The organism is Clostridium gasigenes (assembly GCF_900104115.1).
GTDB classification, from domain to species: Bacteria; Bacillota; Clostridia; order Clostridiales; family Clostridiaceae; genus Clostridium; species Clostridium gasigenes.
Window position 1 is genome coordinate 596,987 of sequence record NZ_FNJM01000001.1, and the last position, 15,120, is coordinate 612,106.

Below are 15,120 nucleotides of genomic sequence, written 5' to 3' on the forward strand. Positions count from 1 at the left end.
GAAAAAATATGAAAATACTATTTATAGCCTGTTATTCGCCACTAATAAATAATTCAGCATCTATAGAAACTCTTCAATATTTAAATAACTTAGCAAAAATTAAAGATAATGAAGTTCATTTATTAACTGTGAATTTTCCAAGGGAATCTATATATTATGATGAGTATATTTTAGGAATGTTAGATAAAAGGGTTAAACTTCATATTATTTCAGGTGGAAAGTTATTTGAAAAGATTATGCCTAAAAAATCAATTAATAGTGAAGAGAAAAAAGCTCGCAATAAATATTCGAATATAAAGAAATTATTAAGACTGGCAAAAAGAATTTTAGGGGTACCTGATATGTATTTATATTGGGCATATAAAGCTTCTAAATATGGAAAAGAACTTATGGAAAATGAAATGTTTAATGTTATTTTTTCAATGCATGAACCACCATCTAGCCATATCTGTGCTTATAATATAAAAAAAGAAAATAAAAATGTAACTTGGGTAACTTATTGGAGTGACCCATGGCTTAAGGATTCTACAAGGGAAGATGTTGGATTTGTTAGAAAAAAAATAGAAGGATATTTTGAAAAAAATATTATATCTCTTTCAGATAAATTTGTATTTGTAACTGAGGCTAATAGAGATGATTATATCTTAAGTTATAAAATTCCAAAGGAAAAGACCTACTTAATTACAAGAGGATATGATGATAAAACTTATAGAGAAATTGAAAAAGAAGATAAACCAGAATTAATTAAAGAAAACAGTGTAAACATAGTTTATACTGGAGAAATATTCTCCAAACTAAGAGATATAAAACCTTTCATTAATGCTTTAGATAAAATAAAGAAAAAAGATATTATATTATACAATAAGCTTAATGTGCTTTTCTTTGGAAATATAGATGATAATAATATAAAAGAAGAGCTTAAATCAATAGAAGTTGCAACGGTATCAAATAGAATTCCTTATAAAGATGCTCTAGGATATATGGTTAAAGCGGATATATTACTTCTTTTTGGAAATAAAAATTCTAAACAAATTCCAGCAAAAATATATGATTATTTTGGATGTAGTAGCTATGTTCTAGTTATACTCGGTGACGAAGATGATCCAATAATAACTGTTGTAGAAAATTTAGAAAAGTGTAGTGTTATTTTAAATAATGAAGAAGATATAGTAAATGCATTAATTGATTTAGTAAATAAAGTAGATAGTGGAATAATATCAGAGCCAATAAAGGAATATGAGTGGGAAAACATCTCTAAAAAATTAAATAAAATATTGAGTACATAATGCATATTTACTTGTTGCTTTTTCAAATGGCTAAAATAGACTAACATATTGGTTTGTTATTTTTAAAAGATGCTTTATATATTTTAGAATTATTTAAAGGAGTTGATTATCTATGCATATAATGTTTATACCTTCCTGGTATTCAAATGTTAGAAATAAGGTTCATGGAAGTTTTTTTAAGGAACAAGCTTTAGCACTTCAGGAATCTGGAATTTCTGTGACAGTCGCTTATAATGAAATTTGGCCATTAACATTATTAGGTAAAGTTAATGAAAAAGCTGGAATGAACTTCGAAATAGAAGGTAGTTTAAAAACTTATAGATATAAGAATTATAACTTTATACCTAAAAGCCCTTTAATGTTTAAGGTATTTAATAAAAGGATGGATAAATTATATAAAGAAATAGTTAAAAAAGAAGGCAAAGTAGATCTTATACATGCACAGTCATCATTATGGGCAGGCATAAGCGCAGCGTATATATCTAAAAAGTATAATATTCCACTAGTTATTACAGAGCATTCTTCAATTGAAAGAGGATCTTATGTTAGAGAAAGTTATAAACCTTTAATAAAAGAATCCTATAATGTTGCTAAAAAAGTAGTAGTTGTTGGAACTGGGCTTAAAAAAGAAATTGAGGAATTTAGCGGAAGAAATGATATAAAAGTAATTCATAATTTAGTTCCGCTAGAATTATTTGAAAAAAAAGAAGAAAAGAATAATGAAGAGTTTACATTCTTTTCATTAGCCTTTTTAGAAGGCGAAAAAGGAATGGACACACTTATTAAGGCTTTTTCAGATGGATTCAATGGTAGAAATTGCAAACTTAAAATAGGAGGCGATGGTAGCCAAAGAAAAGGTCTGGAAATTTTAGCTAATAATCTTGGTATAAAGAATCAAGTAGTATTTTTAGGGGCATTATTAAGAGAAGAGGTTGCTAAAAATATGAATGAGTGCAATGCTTTTGTGTTAGCATCTAGATATGAAACTTTTGGTGTTGTGTACATTGAAGCATTAGCTGCAGGAAAACCTATTATAGGAATGTATAATGGCGGGGCTGAAGATATTATTAATGAAGTTAACGGCAAAATTGTAGCTATAGATGACATAAATGGCCTAAAAGATGCAATGATAAATATAAAAGAAAATATTAATTCTTATAATAGTGATGTAATTAGGGCAGATTGTATTAAAAGATTTACTAAAGAATCTATTGTAGAAAAAATTATAGAGGTATATAAAGAAATAAGTATAGAAGGAGAAATTTAAAATGGAATTTAAAGACTATAGTATAGAACAATTTCTAATGGAACTATCATCAGATGCACCAAGCCCCGGAGGAGGAAGTACTGCTGCATTAGTTGCTGCATTAGCATCAAGTTTAAATTCAATGGTGTATTCATTAACTGTAAATAAAAAATCTTTTGAAAACCTAAGTAATGAAAAAAAAGAAGAAATGATAAAATTTCAAGAAAAAGCAATTAATTTTACGAAACTTGCACAAACTTTTATGGAAAAAGATAGAGCGGATTTTACAAGATTAATGGATTCATTTAAACTTCCTAAAGATACAGAAGAAGAAAAATCTATTAGAAGTAAAATAATAAAAGAAAATACATTTAAAGCTATGGAATCGCCTTTAGACCTTGCAAAAGAATCTTTAGGATTTTATGAAAATATTTCTTTTGCAGTAGAGTTTGGAAATAAAAATTTAATTTCAGATGCAGGAGTTGCGGCAATATTACTTCACAGTGCTATAGAGAGTGCTATTTTAAATGTTAAAATAAATCTTAATTCACTTAGAAAAGAAGAGTATGCAGGAAAAATTGAAAAAGAGTGTGTAACTATTTTAGAAAAGTCATTAGAAGGTAAAAATAAAATAAGTTGTAATGTAGAGAAAGTAATTTACCCAAATTAAATATTAAAAGAATAGCAGACAAATATAATAGTCTGCTATTTTTTATAGGACTTATAAATAATTTAGCATTTTAATTCTTCAAGAGATTTAAATTCATAGCCTTCGGCTTTTAGTTGCTTAATTACAGTTTTTAATACTTTTGCATTAGTATTTGAAACTGCATGAAGTAGAATTATCCCTCCAGGATGGGCCCCATCTGTTATTTTCTTTATTGCAAACTCTTCTGTAGGTTGCTGATCTACTAGCCAATCTTTATATGCAAAACTCCAAAAAATTGTTTTGTAACCAAGCTCTTTAGTTTTCTTTAAAGAATTTTTAGAATACTTACCCATTGGTGGTCTGAAAAATTTAGGCATATCTTTTCCAGTTATATTTTTATATTCTTCTTCAACAGTTGTAAATTCGCTTGTAAATTTAGCTGGATCTGTAATTTTAGCCATGGATGGATGATGATTACTATGGTTACAAACTAAATGTCCTTCACTCTCCATTCTTTTAATAATATCTGGACAACTTTTAAGATAAGGCTTTACCACGAAAAAAGCTGCAGGCACTTGTTCCTCTTTTAAAATATCAAGTATTGTAGGAGTATTTCCATTTTCATATCCTTCATCAAAGGTTAAATAAAGGACTTTTTCTTCTGTAGTACCTAAAAAGTATGCATCGTAATCAGATATGAAGCCTATAGATTCTTTTGCACCTTCAGGTAAATTTCCTTTTCCTCTAGAGACAAAATACCAATTTAATTCACCCTCGTCACTTAAAGTAGATGCCGATACAAATAGTGGACTAATAACTAAAAGTGAAATTAGAATAGTAGAAATAATTATTTTTAATTTTTTCATATAGTCACCACCTAATAATTTATTATACTTATTTATTATTAGCAAATTTAGTCTATATACACTTAGTAATTCAATGAAGTATATGAAGTATATGGATGATTATAATATTTTTATGAAATAGTTAATGTTGAAAAAAATTTATTCATAGAGTATAATTTTAAAGATATAATATTAAAATTATATTTAAGGCATCTTCAAAAAAATAACAAGCCAATATACATGGTAGATTGACTTGTTATTTTTTCAAATGCCTAATTAAGATAAGAGAGGATGTACATAGATGAATTTAGGAATCGTAGGTTTACCAAATGTAGGTAAGAGTACTTTATTTAACGCCATAACAAAAGCTGGAGCAGAATCAGCAAATTACCCATTCTGTACAATTGAGCCAAATGTAGGTGTTGTTAGTGTACCTGATAAGAGATTAGATGTTTTAGAAAAAATGTATAACACAAAAAGAAAAATTTATACAGCTGTAGAATTTTATGATATAGCAGGGCTTGTAAAAGGAGCATCAAAAGGTGAAGGGCTTGGAAATAAATTTTTATCTCATATAAGAGAAGTTTCTGCAATTGTTCATGCGGTTAGGTGCTTTGAAGATGAAAATATTATTCATGTGGAAGGTTCAGTAGATCCAATAAGAGATATTGAAACTATAAACTTAGAATTAATATTTGCAGATTTAGATGTTCTAGAAAAAAGAATGGAAAGAGGAGCTAAGGCATCAAGGTCAGGAGATAAGAAGTCTAAGGATGAATATGCTTTAATGGAAAAAATTAAGGCTCACCTTGAATCTAATCAGCCAATAAGAACAATGGAAGTTACAGAAGATGAAGATGCTTATATAAAGGGGCTATTCATGATAACTTCAAAACCAGTTCTTTATGCATGTAACATATCTGAAGATGATATGATAAGCGGAAACCTTGATAATGATTATGTTAAAATAGTTAAAGAACATGCGGCTAAAGAAAATTCAGAAGTTGCAGTTGTTTGTGCAAAGCTTGAAGAAGAACTTTCTGGCCTTGAAGATGAAGAAAAAGCTGAAATGTTAGAAGAATATGGTTTAACAGAATCAGGATTAGATATATTAATAAGGGGAAGTTATAAATTACTTGGACTTATGAGTTATTTAACAGCGGGAGTACAGGAAGTTAGAGCTTGGACAATTAACGAAGGAACAAAAGCACCAGCAGCAGCTAGTAAAATTCATTCAGATATTGAAAGAGGATTTATTAGAGCAGAAGTTGTTGGATATGATGATTTAGTAGCATGCGGTTCAGAGGCAGCTGCCAAAGAAAAGGGTCTATATAGATTAGAAGGAAAAGAATATATAATGAAAGATGGAGATGTTGTAAACTTCAGATTTAACGTATAAATTATATATAAAGAATATTAGAAAAATAATAGACTAATTTACTAGTCTATTATTTTTTTTCAAGACCGTAAAAAGGAATTCACAAACTGTGGGTTTTTTTTTTGTTAAAATAATAAATTTTTCATAATATATTTAATTAATGGATACCATTTTATTCCAATAAATACAGCGAGAATATTACATATTTATGAAGAAATTTAGGAATAAATGTCTGAAAATTTAATTATGTAAAATAAATTTATTAAAATGACAAATAACACTTGAAGGTTTTTGCAAAGTTTTATACAATATATAGTATGAAGTGGTTGGAAGTGGTGAGAAGTGGAGTGAAAAGTATTAATAATCAAAGGTAGGGATGCAAAATGTTTATAGGGGAATATCAACATGCTCTTGATACAAAAAATAGAATGATAGTACCTGTTAAACTAAGAGAAGAACTTGGTAATAAATTTGTTGTTACTAAAGGGCTTGATGGTTGCCTATATGCATATCCAATCTTGGAATGGAGAATATTAGAAGAAAAGTTAAAAACATTACCAATTACAAATAAGGATGCTAGATCATTTGTTAGATTTTTTTTCTCAGGTGCATGTGAAGTTGAAACGGACAAGCAGGGTAGAGGATTAATTCCTCAAAATTTAAAAGAATATGCAGGGATAGAAAAGGAAATAGTAAGTATAGGAGTATTAAGTAGAGTTGAAATTTGGAGCAAGGAAAAATGGGTAAAATATAATGATTCAGATATAGACTTTGATTCAATAGCCGAAAAAATGAGTGATTTAGGAATATAAGGAGAAAGATTATGGAATTTAAACATGTTTCAGTACTTTTAAATGAATGTATTGATGGATTAGATATAAAGCCTGATGGTATTTATGTAGATTGTACACTTGGTGGAGCAGGCCACTCATCACATATTGTACAAAAATTATCAGAAAAAGGAAGACTAATAGGAATTGATCAAGATAAAGATGCTTTAAAGGCAGCTGGGGAAAGATTAAAAGAATTTAAAAATGTAACGTTAGTTCACAATAACTTTTATAATATCGATAGTATTTTAGAAAGTCTAGATATTGAAAAGGTAGATGGAATTTTAATGGATCTTGGAGTTTCGTCATATCAATTAGATCAAGGTGAAAGAGGATTTAGTTATATGAAAGATGCACCTCTAGATATGAGAATGAATAGAGAAGATTCATTATCTGCGTATGAAGTTGTTAATGAATACTCAGAGGATGAAATAACTAGAATAATTAGAGATTATGGAGAAGAAAAATTTGCTAGAAGAATTGCTAAATTTATTTTGGCAAGAAGAGAAGATAGACCTATAGAAACAACCTTTGAGCTTGTAGAGTTAATAAAAAATGCAATACCTGCAAAAGCAAGAAGAGAAGGACCTCATCCAGCTAAAAGAACCTTCCAAGCAATAAGAATAGAAGTTAATAGTGAATTATCAATATTAAACAAAACTATTGAGGATGGAGTAAAAAGGTTAAATAAAGATGGAAGAATGGCAATTATAACATTCCATTCATTAGAAGATAGAATAGTGAAATTAAAGTTTAGAGAACTTGCTACAGCTTGTACGTGTCCTAGAGAATTTCCAATATGTATTTGTAAAAATACAGCAAAAGTTAAGCTTGTTAGTAGAAAACCTATAGATCCGACTGAAAAAGAGGTTGAAGAAAATCCAAGAAGTAGAAGTGCAAAATTAAGGGTAGTAAATAAATTATAATAAAATTAAATAAAAAATAGGTAGGGGTGTGAATAAAATTATGGAAAAAGAATATGATTATATAAGAGGGAATATGGCCATAAATCCAGACAGAAAATATGAGGACTTTAATGATGATCAAAGGAAGAAGGATCTTGAAAGAGCGGAAAAAGAAAAAAGAAAAAAAATAATGGCTCTAAGAGATAAAAAAACTAAGAATATAATTCAAGTTGCATTAGTAATATGTGTATTAGGTGTTATTACAGTTATGCGCGATGGTAAAGTTTATAAAACACAAAAGAAATTAACTGATATGAGATATGAAGTGAAAAATGCAGTAGCGGCTAATGAGGCTTTAAGAGTTGATTTTCTTAAATTTTCATCATTAGATAATGTAAAAGCTGCAGCTAAAAGCATGGGAATGACTAATCCGAATAATAATGAGGCTATAACAGTAGATATGACTAAAAATTATTTTCCGGAATTAACAGAAAATTCAATAATAAAAAAAGAAAAAGATACTTTATTTTCAAAATTAATGGGTGCAATAAAAAAATAGTTGCATCCTAGATCCGTTTTTTAGCAATTATATGGAGGAATAGAAGTGAGTAAAGGGAATTATAGGGATAAGGCGGTAATGAAAAAAAGAATGTCATTAGCCCTTATAGGATTAACTTGTATTTTCGCCCTATTAATAATTAGGTTATCCTACATAATGATAGTAAAGAGGAAAGATTATTCAGCAAGAGCTGAGGAACAATGGACAAGTGAAGTTAAAATTGATGCGAGAAGAGGAAAAGTTTTAGACAGAAATGGAGTAGAACTTGCAGTGTCTGCAAATGTTTATAGAGTAGATTTTGATTTAAATTCTATTAGATCATATTTAAAAAAAGAAGAGACAACAAATGAAGTTATATCACCTTTAATAGCAGAAGCTCTGGGTCTTGATAATGAAATAGTTTTGAAAAAAATAAGAACTAAATTACCAAGTGGTGCAGATGCAGGATCAGTTACGTTAATTAGAAGAATAAATAAAGAACAAGCTGATAAAGTTAAAGACTTAAAAATCCATGGTGTAATTGTATCTCCAGATACAAAAAGGTACTATCCAAATGATAACTTTTTAGCACATGTACTTGGAAGTACTAACATTGATGGCCAGGGGTTAACAGGAGTAGAACTTCAATATAATAAATATTTATCAGGCACTCCAGGAATGAGGATTTCAGAACTGGGTAGAATGAATAACGAACTTCCTTATACAATATCAAAATTCACACCACCTATAGATGGTAAAGAAGTTACACTAACTATAGATAAAAATCTTCAATATTTTGCGGAAAAAGCAGCACAACAAGGATATATAGATAATAAAGCATTACAAGTATCTGTAATGATAATGAATCCAAATACAGGGGAAATATTAGCAATGGCTAATAAACCAGATTTTAATCCTAATGAACCACAGTTAGGTTTTGAAAATTTTGCCGGGGCTACAGATGGAGACAAACTTCAAAAAATGTGGAGAAATAGGCTTGTAAATGATACTTTTGAACCAGGTTCTATATTTAAGGTTGTAACAATGATCGCAAATATGGAGGAAGGTTTAGTTAAAGAAACAGATACGTTTAATTGTGGAGGAAGCAAAAAAGTTGGTGGACATACAATTAAATGTTGGAAAACTTCAGGACATGGCACACAAACATTACCTGAAATATTGCAAAATTCATGTAATGTTGGATTTATGGAAATTGGAGCTAGGATTGGGGGAACAAAACTTACTGAATGGATTAGAAAAATGGGATTTGGTAAAGTAAGTGGTGTTGATTTACCAGGCGAAGCTAAAGGGATTATTAAAAAAGCAGAGGATATAACAGAATCGGATTTAGCGACTATAGCTTTTGGACAAACAAATACAGTAAATGCATCACAATATATGGCTGCATATAATGCTATTGCTAATGGTGGAACGTTAATACAGCCACATGTAATGAAAGAAGTATCACATATTGATGAGAGTGGAGATCGAGTAGTTGATGAAACTTTCGTTCCTGCTAAAAAGGAAAATATAATAAGTAAAGAAAATGCGGCAATTCTTAGGGATTATTTAGAAAGAACTGTAAATTCAGGTGGGTCAAGTAAATCCTATGTTGAAGGGTATCATATAGGAGCAAAAACTGGTACAGCGCAAAAGGTTAATCCTGAAAATGGGACTTATGGAGCTGGAAAGTATATTTCTTCAATGGGAGGGATGGCACCAGTTGATAATCCTCAAATTACTTTCTTTATATCAGTAGATGAACCAAATAATGGTGCATATTATGCAGGTCAAATTGTAGCTCCTATAGGTAGGAGTTTATTAACTAATATATTTAATTATATGGAATCGGGATTTGATAAGGAATATACAGAAGGAATTATAAAAGATATAATAATTCCTGAGATTAGAGGATTAGAAATACAAGAAGCTAAAAAAATTCTAAAAGAGAAGAATTTAGAGTATAATATAGAAGGAAATGGCAATATAATAACAGATGTGAAACCTTATCCTGGATACTCTGTTAAAGATGGTTCAAAGATTGTACTTTACACAGGAGCTGGAGGGTCTTATAATAAAACTATTGCAATGCCAGATTTAAAAGGACGTTCCATGGAATCTGTAGAAAAAGTTTTATCTGGGTTAGGTATCACTTATAAAGTTGAAGGTGAGGGTGTTGTTATAAAACAAAGCATACCTAAAGGCGAACTTATAAGTAGTGACACCGAGGTCAAATTAACACTTAATGCAGAATACGGTGATTAATAAATTGCCTTTAATTTAGCATGTGGGATATCACATGCTAAATTTTTATACAATTACCATTACAAAAAAACAAAGAAATTCAAACAATATAAAAGGAGATGGTGAGATGAAACTATTAGAATTATTAAATGGAGTTAAATATGAGGTAGAAGGTGGATCTTTAAAAAGGGAGATAAATAATATTCAATATGATAGTAGAAAAATACTTGAAGGGGATATGTTTGTTTGTTTAAAAGGATTTGAAGTTGATGGACATGAATATGCTCAAAAGGCTGTAGATCTTGGAGCTAAGGTAATAGTATGTGAGGATGATGTAGAAGTTAAGGGTAATGATATTACTATTATAAAAATTAAAGAAGGAAGAAAGATTTTAGCTATTATGGCTGCAAATTATTATGGACATCCAACTAAAAAACTTAAGTTAATTGGAGTAACAGGTACAAATGGAAAAACTACAACAGTTTATATTTTAAAATCTATATTAGAAAAAGCTGGATTTAAAATAGGGCTAGTAGGAACCATTGCAAACTATATTGGGGAAGAAAAGGTTAAATCTGAAAGAACAACGCCAGAATCTCTAGAACTTCAAAAACTATTTAGTGATATGGTAAGTGCTGGTTGTGAATATTGTGTTATGGAAGTATCTTCACATTCATTAGAATTAGATAGAGTTTATGGATGCGAATTTGAAACAGGCATATTTACTAATTTAACTAGAGATCATTTAGATTTCCACAAATCTTTTGATAACTATTATAATGCTAAATTTAAATTGTTTATGAGAAGTAAAACCGCAATTATTAATATAGATGATAATTATGGATATAGAGTTTTAAACGATGCTAAACAAATAGAAGGCAAAAAAATAATTACTTATTCGATTAATAACGAAAGTGACTTTAGAGCAACTGATATTCAATTAAAGAAAAGTGATATTCATTTTGTAGTAAACGGAACTGAATTTAATTCTGCCCTTCCAGGTAAATATAATATATACAACACATTAGGAGCTATTGCTGCACTAAAGTCGTTAGGAATTAAAAACGAGTTTATAGCTGAGGGACTAAAAAAGGTTGTAGTGCCAGGTAGATGTGAGAGAATAGGTCATAAATATGATATACCTTATGAAATAATTATAGATTTTGCACATACTCCAGATGGATTAAAAAATATATTAGAAACATTAAAAGAATTCACAACTAATAGGCTTATTGCTGTTTATGGTTGTGGTGGGGATAGAGATAAGGTTAAACGTGCAGAGCTTGGTCGAGTAGGAAGTGAAATAGCTGATCTTGCAATTATAACGTCAGATAACCCAAGAAATGAAGATCCTATGTTAATTATAAAAGAAATTATTTTAGGAATTAAAAAAACCAATTATTTAGCTATAGAAAATAGAGTTGAAGCTATAAAGTTAGCTTTAAGTATGGCTGAAGAAGGCGATGTTGTAGTTATGGCTGGAAAAGGCCATGAAAACTATCAAATAACAAATGAAGGTGTAATAGACTTTGATGAAAGAGAAATAGTTGATCAAATTTTAAGAAAATAATCTGAGGTGATATTTTGGAACTAAATTTTTTAGAGATAGTAAAAGCAATTAATGGTGAAGTTTTAGTGGACAGTAAGAACAATAACTTTAATTCACTTTGCATAGATACAAGAAAAATAGAAAAAGATAATATATTTTTAGCAATTAATGGTGAGAATTTTAATGGTAATAGTTATGTAAAAGAGGCATTTGAAAAAGGTGCATCTATAGTAATTATTGATGAAATACTTTTTGATATTGAAGAATTAGAAGATAAAGGAACTATAATAAAGGTTAATAATACTTCCGTGGCATTATTATCTCTTGCAAACTATTATAGAAAAAAATTAGGAATAAAGGTTGTAGGAGTAACAGGATCAACTGGGAAAACTTCAACAAAAGATTTAATTGCATCATTTTTAAGCGATAAATATAAAGTGTTTAAAACAAAAGGTAATTTTAATAATCAAATAGGATTACCACTTATGATACTTGAACTTGATAGTAGTTATGATGTAGCAGTATTAGAAATGGGAATGAGTGACCTCGGTGAGATCCATACACTAGCAGAAACAGCAATTCCAGATATTGCAGTTATAACGAATATAGGGCTTTCTCATATAGAAAATCTTAAAACAAGAGAAAATATATTAAAAGCAAAAATGGAAATAATAGATTTCTTTAATGAAGATAATGAACTTATCCTTAATGGAGAAGATAGTAATTTGAAAAATATTAATTCTAAATGTTTTAAAATTACAAAAACAGGATATAATCATGAATATGAAGTCTATGGGACTAATATTATACTAAAGGAAGAAGAAACTGAGTTTGAAGCTCATTTAAATGGGAAACATCACAAATTTACGTTGCCAATGGCAGGTAAGCATAATGTATTAAATGCAATGCTAGCTATAAGTGTAGCAAACAAACTTGGAGTAACCTTCGAAAGTATGGAAAAAGGTATAGCTAATCTAGAAGCAACATCAATGAGATTACAACTTATAAAAAAAGATAAGTTTATAATTATTAATGATTGTTATAATGCAAGTCCAGATTCTATGAAATCATCATTAGATGTTTTAAATACTTATAAATCTGGAAGAAGAATAGCTATTCTTGGAACCATGAACGAGCTAGGACATGAAGCCTTTAACGCTCATAAAGAAGTAGGCGAATATGCATCTGATAAAGTAGATAAATTAGTTGTAATAGGAGACTATAAAGATAGCTTTAAAGAAGGATTTAATGGTGAGGAAATTGAGATTTATACTACAAAGGAAGAATTTATTAGCAATGTACAAACACTAGTTAAAGAAAATGATATATTACTGGTTAAGGCTTCAAGAGGAATGAAGTTTGAGGACATTGTAAATTCTATTAAACAAATCTCAATATAACGAAGGAGGTGAACTGCCTCTTTAGGCAGTAAAACATGGGGGAGAAATTAACCGAAATAATAACATCAAACTTAGCGATAGCATTAGTACTAGGATTTATTTTTGCACTAATACTTGGACCTATTACAATACCAATACTTAGAAAATTAAAATTTGGTCAAAATATAAGAAAAGAAGGACCTCAAAGTCATTTGAAAAAAGCAGGAACTCCTACAATGGGAGGAATAATATTTATTTTATCAACTGCAATTGTAATGCTAATTATGAGATTTAAGCCTTCAGACGAAGCAATGATAGCTTTATATGCATTTATAGCATTTGGAATAATCGGATTTCTAGATGATATTTTAAAAATTATAAAAAAAGATAATGAAGGGTTAAAATCATGGCAAAAAATGGCTTTGCTTTTAATTTTTTCAGGAGCTATAGCTTGGTATGGATACATTTATTTAGGAACTACTATAATAATACCATTCGTTAATAAGGAAGTGCCACTTGGTTTATTATACATACCTTTTGTAATATTCTATTATGTAGGTACAACTAATGCTGTAAACCTAACAGATGGTTTAGATGGGCTTGCAGCAACAGTTACTGTTTTAGTACTTACATTCTTTGGAGTAGTTGGGTTTATGATGAAACAAGAATCTATAGCAGTATTTTCATTAGCGTTAGCAGGTGGGTTACTTGGATTTCTAAGGTATAACGCCTACCCAGCAAGGGTATTTATGGGCGATACAGGTTCACTTGCATTAGGTGGCGCCGTAGCAACTATTGCACTAGTGCTTGAATTACCATTAATACTTTGTATTGTTGGTGGAATATATGTTATAGAGACAATATCTGTAATATTACAAGTTGGGTCATATAAGTTAAGAGGTAGAAGACTATTTAAAATGGCACCAATTCATCATCATTTTGAACAAGAAGGATGGCGTGAAACTAAAATAGTTACAGTTTTTGCAGTTATAACAGTTTTATTATGCTTTATAGGCTTTGTTGCCCTTTAAGGGATCTTCAAAAAAAACTAGTCAAAATTTTTGACTTGTTATTTTATTTTAGCTCCCGAATCAATTAATTTGGAGGAGTTTTTATGAGGAAAAAAAGGCTTAAAAGTAAAATGGGTGAAATAGATTATGGTGTATTTTACTCAGTTTGTATACTTTTAGCAATCGGAGTAGTTATGGTTTACTCCGCAAGTTCGTACTATGCCATGTTTAATGAAGGAGATAGTACTTACTATTTAAAAAAACAACTAGTCTGGAGTGTAGCTGGAATTGTAAGTATGGTTTTTATGATGTCTTTTGACTATCATAAATTTAAAAAGATAACACCTTATTTATTGTTAATAACACCTGTGTTATTAATAGCCGTACATTTTTTCCCGTCAGTTAATGGAGCAAAAAGATGGATTGTACTTGGTCCATTAAGTTTTCAACCTTCAGAACTTGCAAAATATGTAGTTGTATTATTTTTAGCATTGAGCATTGATTTAAAGGGAGATAATATTAAGAAGTTTACAAAAGGGGTATTACCTTGTTTATTAATAGCAGGTCTTTTTTCAGGACTTGTTTTAGCTCAAAAAAATTTAAGTATAGCAACTATAATAATGATAGTTACATTAATAATGATTTTTGTTGGTGGAGCAGATATTAAAGATTTATTTTACAAAATTGCACCAGTATTAGGGATAGCAGTGGTTGGATTTATATTTGGAGAATCATATAGACTTAGAAGATTAATGAATTTCACAAATCCATGGAAAGATCCTGCAGGTGATGGATATCAATTAATACAATCATTTTATTCACTAGGTGCAGGAGGATTAAATGGATTAGGGCTTGGACAATCAAGGCAAAAGACATTGTATATGCCAGAACCACATAATGATTTTATATTTGCTATTATTGGCGAGGAAGTAGGATTGATCGGATGTCTTTTCATAATTTCACTCTTTATATTTTTTATTTGGAGAGGAATTAATGTAGCTATGAAGGCAAAGGATAGTTATGGAACATTATTAGCAGTTGGAATAACATCTATAATTGCAGTTCAAGCAATTATAAATATTGCAGTTGTAACTGGTTCAATGCCAGTAACTGGTGTGCCCATGCCATTTATTAGTTATGGAGGAAGCTCTCTTGTAATTAATATGATTGCTATGGGAATACTTTTAAACATATCACGACAAACAGAAGGAAAAGAAATTTAAATAATATAAGAAAGAACATTTTTTTAGCTAAAGACTAA

At 29.5% G+C, this 15,120-nt stretch carries 13 protein-coding genes; 12 read left to right on the plus strand and 1 reads right to left on the minus strand.

The features are described from left to right. The first annotated feature begins 8 nt into the window (after positions 1–8). The 3 genes from BLS77_RS02790 (at position 9) to BLS77_RS02800 (ending at position 3,202) form a co-directional block, all read left to right on the plus strand. Entirely contained in the window at positions 9–1,286 is a 1,278-nt protein-coding gene (locus BLS77_RS02790) for a glycosyltransferase family protein (RefSeq protein ID WP_089965601.1), read from the plus strand. A gap of 112 nt (positions 1,287–1,398) precedes the next feature. Next, positions 1,399–2,553, plus strand: a complete 1,155-nt coding sequence (locus BLS77_RS02795; RefSeq protein WP_089965603.1) for a glycosyltransferase — start codon at positions 1,399–1,401, stop codon at positions 2,551–2,553. A gap of 1 nt (position 2,554) precedes the next feature. After that, positions 2,555–3,202, plus strand: coding sequence for a cyclodeaminase/cyclohydrolase family protein (locus BLS77_RS02800; RefSeq protein WP_089965605.1), 648 nt, complete (start codon positions 2,555–2,557; stop codon positions 3,200–3,202). Positions 3,203–3,264: 62 nt separating this feature from the next. Here the strand turns inward: BLS77_RS02800 and pdaA are convergent, their stop codons facing one another. Beyond that, the gene (gene pdaA, locus BLS77_RS02805) at positions 3,265–4,047 is read right to left on the minus strand and encodes a delta-lactam-biosynthetic de-N-acetylase (protein ID WP_089965607.1); all 783 of its coding nucleotides are present in this window, start codon (positions 4,045–4,047) and stop codon (positions 3,265–3,267) included. A gap of 280 nt (positions 4,048–4,327) precedes the next feature. On the opposite strand from pdaA, the gene ychF reads away from it, so the two are divergent. From ychF to spoVE, 9 genes are all read left to right on the plus strand, one after another. Continuing rightward, positions 4,328–5,425 (plus strand): redox-regulated ATPase YchF, encoded by a 1,098-nt coding sequence (ychF, locus tag BLS77_RS02810; RefSeq protein WP_089965609.1) that lies wholly within the window; start codon positions 4,328–4,330, stop codon positions 5,423–5,425. A gap of 362 nt (positions 5,426–5,787) precedes the next feature. Further along, entirely contained in the window at positions 5,788–6,216 is a 429-nt protein-coding gene (mraZ, locus tag BLS77_RS02815; RefSeq protein WP_089965610.1) for a division/cell wall cluster transcriptional repressor MraZ, read from the plus strand. Positions 6,217–6,227: 11 nt separating this feature from the next. After that, positions 6,228–7,160 carry a 16S rRNA (cytosine(1402)-N(4))-methyltransferase RsmH gene (gene rsmH, locus BLS77_RS02820; RefSeq protein ID WP_089965613.1) on the plus strand — a complete coding sequence of 311 codons (933 nt, stop codon included), beginning with the start codon at positions 6,228–6,230 and terminating at the stop codon, positions 7,158–7,160. Between the two features lie 40 nt (positions 7,161–7,200). Beyond that, entirely contained in the window at positions 7,201–7,698 is a 498-nt protein-coding gene (locus tag BLS77_RS02825) for a hypothetical protein (RefSeq protein ID WP_089965616.1), read from the plus strand. A gap of 45 nt (positions 7,699–7,743) precedes the next feature. Continuing rightward, a complete protein-coding gene (locus BLS77_RS02830) occupies positions 7,744–9,942 on the plus strand; it encodes a stage V sporulation protein D (RefSeq protein WP_089965619.1) in 2,199 nt (732 codons plus the stop codon). Positions 9,943–10,048: 106 nt separating this feature from the next. Further along, the gene (locus tag BLS77_RS02835; RefSeq protein WP_089966520.1) at positions 10,049–11,491 is read left to right on the plus strand and encodes a UDP-N-acetylmuramoyl-L-alanyl-D-glutamate--2,6-diaminopimelate ligase; all 1,443 of its coding nucleotides are present in this window, start codon (positions 10,049–10,051) and stop codon (positions 11,489–11,491) included. A gap of 14 nt (positions 11,492–11,505) precedes the next feature. Next, positions 11,506–12,870, plus strand: coding sequence for a UDP-N-acetylmuramoyl-tripeptide--D-alanyl-D-alanine ligase (locus BLS77_RS02840; protein WP_089965622.1), 1,365 nt, complete (start codon positions 11,506–11,508; stop codon positions 12,868–12,870). A 35-nt stretch (positions 12,871–12,905) separates the two neighbouring features. Beyond that, positions 12,906–13,880 carry a phospho-N-acetylmuramoyl-pentapeptide-transferase gene (gene mraY / locus BLS77_RS02845; protein ID WP_089965625.1) on the plus strand — a complete coding sequence of 325 codons (975 nt, stop codon included), beginning with the start codon at positions 12,906–12,908 and terminating at the stop codon, positions 13,878–13,880. An 83-nt stretch (positions 13,881–13,963) separates the two neighbouring features. Then, on the plus strand, positions 13,964–15,082 hold the full coding sequence (gene spoVE, locus BLS77_RS02850) for a stage V sporulation protein E (RefSeq protein ID WP_089965628.1): 1,119 nt from the start codon (positions 13,964–13,966) through the stop codon (positions 15,080–15,082). The last annotated feature ends 38 nt before the right edge of the window (positions 15,083–15,120 follow it).

Excerpts from the sequence above, each read along its gene's own strand:
- BLS77_RS02790 (WP_089965601.1), top strand. The coding sequence starts at position 9 with ATGAAAATACTATTTATAGCCTGTTATTCGCCACTAATAAATAATTCA.
- BLS77_RS02795 (WP_089965603.1), top strand. The coding sequence starts at position 1,399 with ATGCATATAATGTTTATACCTTCCTGGTATTCAAATGTTAGAAATAAG.
- BLS77_RS02800 (WP_089965605.1), top strand. The coding sequence starts at position 2,555 with ATGGAATTTAAAGACTATAGTATAGAACAATTTCTAATGGAACTATCA.
- pdaA (WP_089965607.1), bottom strand. The coding sequence starts at position 4,047 with ATGAAAAAATTAAAAATAATTATTTCTACTATTCTAATTTCACTTTTA.
- ychF (WP_089965609.1), top strand. The coding sequence starts at position 4,328 with ATGAATTTAGGAATCGTAGGTTTACCAAATGTAGGTAAGAGTACTTTA.
- mraZ (WP_089965610.1), top strand. The coding sequence starts at position 5,788 with ATGTTTATAGGGGAATATCAACATGCTCTTGATACAAAAAATAGAATG.
- rsmH (WP_089965613.1), top strand. The coding sequence starts at position 6,228 with ATGGAATTTAAACATGTTTCAGTACTTTTAAATGAATGTATTGATGGA.
- BLS77_RS02825 (WP_089965616.1), top strand. The coding sequence starts at position 7,201 with ATGGAAAAAGAATATGATTATATAAGAGGGAATATGGCCATAAATCCA.
- BLS77_RS02835 (WP_089966520.1), top strand. The coding sequence starts at position 10,049 with ATGAAACTATTAGAATTATTAAATGGAGTTAAATATGAGGTAGAAGGT.
- mraY (WP_089965625.1), top strand. The coding sequence starts at position 12,906 with ATGGGGGAGAAATTAACCGAAATAATAACATCAAACTTAGCGATAGCA.
- spoVE (WP_089965628.1), top strand. The coding sequence starts at position 13,964 with ATGAGGAAAAAAAGGCTTAAAAGTAAAATGGGTGAAATAGATTATGGT.